The sequence below is a fragment of the Isoptericola sp. NPDC060257 genome (genome assembly GCF_042726645.1).
GTDB classification, from domain to species: domain Bacteria; phylum Actinomycetota; class Actinomycetes; order Actinomycetales; family Cellulomonadaceae; genus Isoptericola; species Isoptericola nanjingensis.
Genome location: NZ_JBHXAW010000313.1, coordinates 1 through 4,932 on the forward strand (window position 1 = coordinate 1; position 4,932 = coordinate 4,932).

General features: G+C 72.9%; 3 protein-coding genes. All 3 read left to right on the forward strand.

Going from position 1 to position 4,932, the window contains the following annotated elements; genetic code table 11:
• A partial coding sequence (locus tag ACFWEK_RS18895; protein WP_430555039.1) for a carbohydrate ABC transporter permease occupies positions 1–873 on the forward strand: 873 nt, incomplete at its 5' end.
• Positions 873–1,793, forward strand: coding sequence for a carbohydrate ABC transporter permease (locus ACFWEK_RS18900; protein WP_430547246.1), 921 nt, complete (start codon positions 873–875; stop codon positions 1,791–1,793). The genes ACFWEK_RS18895 and ACFWEK_RS18900, both read left to right, overlap by 1 nt.
• Positions 1,794–1,840: 47 nt before the next feature.
• Positions 1,841–4,894, forward strand: coding sequence for an alpha-mannosidase (locus ACFWEK_RS18905; RefSeq protein ID WP_430555040.1), 3,054 nt, complete (start codon positions 1,841–1,843; stop codon positions 4,892–4,894).
• The last annotated feature ends 38 nt before the right edge of the window (positions 4,895–4,932 follow it).

The following is a 4,932-nucleotide window of genomic DNA, read 5'->3' on the forward strand; positions in this document are numbered from 1 at the left end:
GCGCACGCGCGCCGCACCGCCGGCCGCCTCGTCCCGATGCTGCCCGCCGTCGCCCTGCTCGCGCTGTTCATGCTCGGCCCGGTCGTGTGGTCGTTCTACGGCTCGTTCACCAACGCGGCCCTCACCGGCCCGAACGCGGCGAACCCCGAGTGGGTCGGCCTGGACAACTACGTCGCGCTGCTCGGCGACCCCGACTTCCCGAAGGCCCTGTGGCTCACGGTGCTGTTCGTCATCGCGTCCGCGGTGATCGGGCAGAACGTGGCCGGCCTCGGGCTGGCGATGCTCATGCGCTCCGCGCTGAAGCCCGTGCGCGCCGTCGTCTCGACGCTCGTCGTCACGGCCTGGGTGCTGCCCGAGATCGTGGCCGCCTTCGCCGCCTACGCGTTCTTCCACGCCGACGGCACGCTCAACTCGCTGCTCGCGGGCGTGGGGATCACCGGCCCGGACTGGCTCTTCCAGTACCCGATGTTCGCCGTCATCCTCGCCAACGTCTGGCGCGGCACGGCGTTCTCGATGATGGTCTACTCCGCCGCGATCGCGGAGGTGCCGCCGGAGATCACGGAGGCCGCGACGGTCGACGGGGCCAACGGGGTGCAGCGCCTCGTGTGGGTCACGCTCCCGACCATCCGCCGCAGCATCTCGACCAACCTCATGCTCACCACGCTGCAGACGCTGTCCGTCTTCACGCTCATCTACGTGATGACCGGCGGCGGCCCCGGCACCGACAGCTCCACCCTGCCGATCCTCGCCTACCAGGAGGCGTTCAAGTTCGCCCAGGTCGGCTACGGCACGGCGATCGCCACCGTGATGCTCGTGATCGGCGCCGTGTTCTCCGTCGTGTACATCCGCAGCCTGAAGCCGGAGGTCGACTGATGGCCCAGACCACCGCCCCGGCGTCCGTCCCCTCGCCCGGGCCCGACGTCGCCGGCGCGCACCCCGGGCGACGGCGGTCGACGCCGTCGGTCGCCGCCCCCGGGCCGCGCACGGCACGCATCCTGTCGAACGTCGTGCTCGTCGTCGTCGGGCTGTGCTTCCTGCTGCCCCTCGGGTGGATCGTGCTGGCGTCGCTGGACCCGAGCGCGACGCTCGCCGTCGGGCTGCCGGAGACGTTCACGCTCGAGAACTTCACGGCCGTCATGACGCCCGAGCAGACGTGGGTGCCGCTGGCCAACGCCTTCGTCCTGTCCGCGGGCACCGGCCTCATCACCGTGCTCGCGTCGGTGCTCGCCGCGTACCCGCTGTCGCGCTACCGGATGCGCTTCAACAAGCCGTTCCTGTACGCCGTGCTGTTCGGCACCTGCCTGCCGATCACGGCCATGATGGTGCCGGTCTACTCGCTGTTCGTGCGGCTCAACCTGCTCGACTCCCTGGCCGGCACCACGTTCTTCATGGCCGCGACGTCGCTGCCGATGGCGATCTGGATGACGAAGAACTTCATGGACTCCGTGCCGATCTCCCTCGAGGAGGCGGCGTGGACGGACGGCGCGTCGGCCATGACGACGCTGCGCACCATCGTGCTGCCGCTCATGCGGCCCGGCATCGCCGTCGTCTTCATCTTCGTGTTCATCCAGGCGTGGGGGAACTTCTTCGTCCCCTTCGTGCTGCTGCTGACGCCGGAGAAGCAGCCGGCTGCCGTGAGCATCTTCGCGTTCTTCGGCCAGTACGGCTCGGTCGCGTACGGCCAGCTCGCGGCCTATTCCATGCTCTACGCCCTGCCCGCCGTCGGCCTGTACGTGCTCGTCTCACGACTCTCCGGCGGCTCGTTCGCGCTCGCCGGAGCCGTCAAGGGCTGACCGCACCCCCTGTTCCACCGCCCGCCCCGTCACCAGGAGCCCGTTCCATGCACGACACCACCACCCGCACCACCATGCGCCTCGAGCGCTTCGTGAAGGACTGGCTGGAGCCCGCCGTCCTGCGCGAGACCCGGCCCCTCGACGTCGAGGCGTGGACCGTCGGCGGGGAGCCGGTGCCCTTCGCCGAGGCGGCGCGCGCCACGTACGCCCCGTTCGCGATCGGCTCTCCCTGGGGGCGGCCGTGGGACACGACGTGGTTCCACGTGACGGGCACCGTGCCGGCGGGGTGGTCGGGCGAGGCCGCGCCCGCCGGGACGCGCGTCGAGCTCGTCGTCGACCTCGGGTTCACCGGCGCCGGCCCGGGCTTCCAGGCCGAGGGGACGGCGTGGACCCCCGACGGCCGCATCGTCAAGGCCGTCGAGCCGCGCAACCAGCACGTGCCGCTCGTCGCCGGTCAGGCGCTCGACGCCGATGGCCGCGTGGACGTCTACGTCGAGGCCGCCGCCAACCCCGACGTCCCGGGCGGCGCGTGGACGCGGCCCACGCCGATGGGCGCCTGGGAGACCTCCGGGTCGGACCCGATCTACGCGCTGCGCACCATGCACGTGGCTCTCGTCGACGAGACGGTGTGGGAGCTGCTCCAGGACGTGCGCGCCCTGCACGGCCTGGTGCGGGTGCTGCCCGCCACGAGCCCGCGCGCGGCCGAGGTGCTGCGCGCGCTCGAGGACATGCTCGACGCCGTCGACCCGGACGACGTCGCCGGCACCGCGGCCGCGGGCCGCGCGGCGCTCGTGGACGCGCTCGCCGCACCGGCCGCGGCGTCCGCCCACCGGGTGCACGCCGTCGGCCACGCGCACATCGACTCCGCGTGGCTGTGGCCCACGCGCGAGACCGTGCGCAAGTGCGCGCGCACGTTCTCCAACGTGCTCGCCCTCATGGACGAGGACCCGGACGTGAAGTTCGCCTGCTCCTCGGCGCAGCAGTACTCGTGGGTGCAGGAGCACTACCCGGAGCTGTTCGAGCGGATCCGCGAGCGCGTGCGCGAGGGCCGGTTCGTGCCGGTGGGCGGCATGTGGGTGGAGTCGGACACCAACATGCCCGGCGGCGAGGCGCTGGCCCGCCAGCTCGTGGCCGGCAAGCGGTACTTCATCGAGGAGCTGGGCGTGGAGCCGAAGGAGGTGTGGCTGCCGGACTCCTTCGGGTACACGGCGGCCCTGCCGCAGCTCGCCCGCCTGGCCGGCAGCGACAACTTCCTCACGCAGAAGATCTCGTGGAACGACACCAACACCATGCCGCACCACACGTTCTGGTGGGAGGGCATCGACGGGTCGCGGGTGTTCACGCACTTCCCGCCCGTGGACACGTACAACTCGGAGCTGACCGCCGAGGAGCTCGCGCGGGCCGAGCGGCAGTACGCCGAGAAGGGTCGTGCCAACACGTCGCTGGTCCCGTTCGGCTTCGGCGACGGCGGCGGCGGCCCCACCCGCGAGATGGTGGCCGCGGCCCGGCGCACGCGCGACCTCGAGGGGTCGCCGAAGGTGGAGCTGTCCGACTCGCAGTCCTTCTTCGACGCCGCCCGGGCCGAGTACGCGGACCCGGCCACGTGGACGGGGGAGATGTACCTCGAGTACCACCGCGGCACCTACACGTCGCAGGCCCGCACCAAGCGCGGCAACCGCCGCAGCGAGCACCTGCTGCGCGAGGCCGAGCTGTGGGCGGCGACGGCGGCCGTGCGCGTCGGCGCGGACTACCCGGCCGAGCGGCTGCAGAGGCTGTGGCGCACCGTGCTGCTGCAGCAGTTCCACGACATCCTGCCGGGGTCGTCCATCGCCTGGGTGCACCGCGAGGCCGAGCGCAACTACGCCGAGATGGCGCGCGAGCTCGAGGAGATCGTCGCCGAGGCGCTGCGGGCGCTGGTCGGGGAGGGTGAGCGGCCGGTCGCCGTGAACGCCGGGCCGTTCGCGCGCGACGGCGTCGCGGCGCTCGGCGCCACGGCCCTCGACGCGGCGCGCGGCGCCGGCACCGTGACGCCCGTGGCCGAGGGCGACGGCTGGGTGCTCGAGAACGACCTCGTGCGCGTCGTCGTCGACGGCAACGGGCACGTCGTGTCCGCCGTCGACCGCGCGAGCGGGCGCGAGGCCGTCCTGCCCGGCGCGAGGGCGAACCTGCTCCAGCTGCACCGCGACGTCCCCAACGAGTGGGAGGCGTGGGACATCGACGAGCACTACCGCCGCAGCACGACCGACCTCGTCGACGCGGCGAAGATCGAGGTCACCGACGGCGCGTCCGGGCCGGTGGTGCGCGTGCTGCGCGAGCTCGGGTCGTCGCGCGTCGAGCAGGACCTCGCGCTCCCCGTCGAGGGCCGCGGCCTGCGCATCACGACCCGCGTCGACTGGCACGAGCGGCAGAAGCTGCTCAAGCTCGCGTTCCCGCTCGACGTGCGCGCCGAGCGCGCGACGTCCGAGATCCAGTTCGGGCACGTGCACCGGCCCACGCACGTCAACACGTCGTGGGACCACGCGCGGTTCGAGACCGTCGCGCACCGGTGGGTGCACGTGGGGGAGCCGGGCTTCGGCGTGGCCGTCGCGAACGACTCGACGTACGGGCACGACATCACCCGGACCCGCACCGACGACGCGACCGACGCCCAGGGCGCCCGAGGCACCACCGTGCGGCTCTCGCTGCTGCGCGCGCCGAGGTTCCCCGACCCCGACGCCGACCAGGGCGAGCACGAGCTGACCTGCGAGCTCGTCGTCGGCGCCGGCATCGACGACGCCGTCCGCCACGGCTACGCGCTCAACCTGCCCGAGCGCGTCGTCGCGGGGGACCACGGCGTCGAGCCGCTCCTCGCGGTGGACGACGACGCCGTCGTCGTCGAGGCCGTCAAGCTCGCCGAGGACGGCAGCGGCGACGTCGTCGTGCGCCTCTACCAGAGCCGCGGCGGCCGCGCCCGGGCCCGCGTCACGCCGGCGTTCGAGCACACCGGCGTGGTCGTGACGGACCTGCTGGAGCGGCCGCTGGACGCCGCGCACCGCGACGGCGAGGACGTGCTCCTCGAGCTGACCCCGTTCCAGGTGGTCACCCTGCGCATCCGCCGCTGACCTTCGAGCAAGCGATCCGGCGCGGCATCCTGCCGGAT

What these genes read in the sequence shown, in the direction of transcription:
- ACFWEK_RS18900 (WP_430547246.1), top strand. Translation starts at nt 873, where the DNA reads ATGGCCCAGACCACCGCCCCGGCGTCCGTCCCCTCGCCCGGGCCCGAC.
- ACFWEK_RS18905 (WP_430555040.1), top strand. Translation starts at nt 1,841, where the DNA reads ATGCACGACACCACCACCCGCACCACCATGCGCCTCGAGCGCTTCGTG.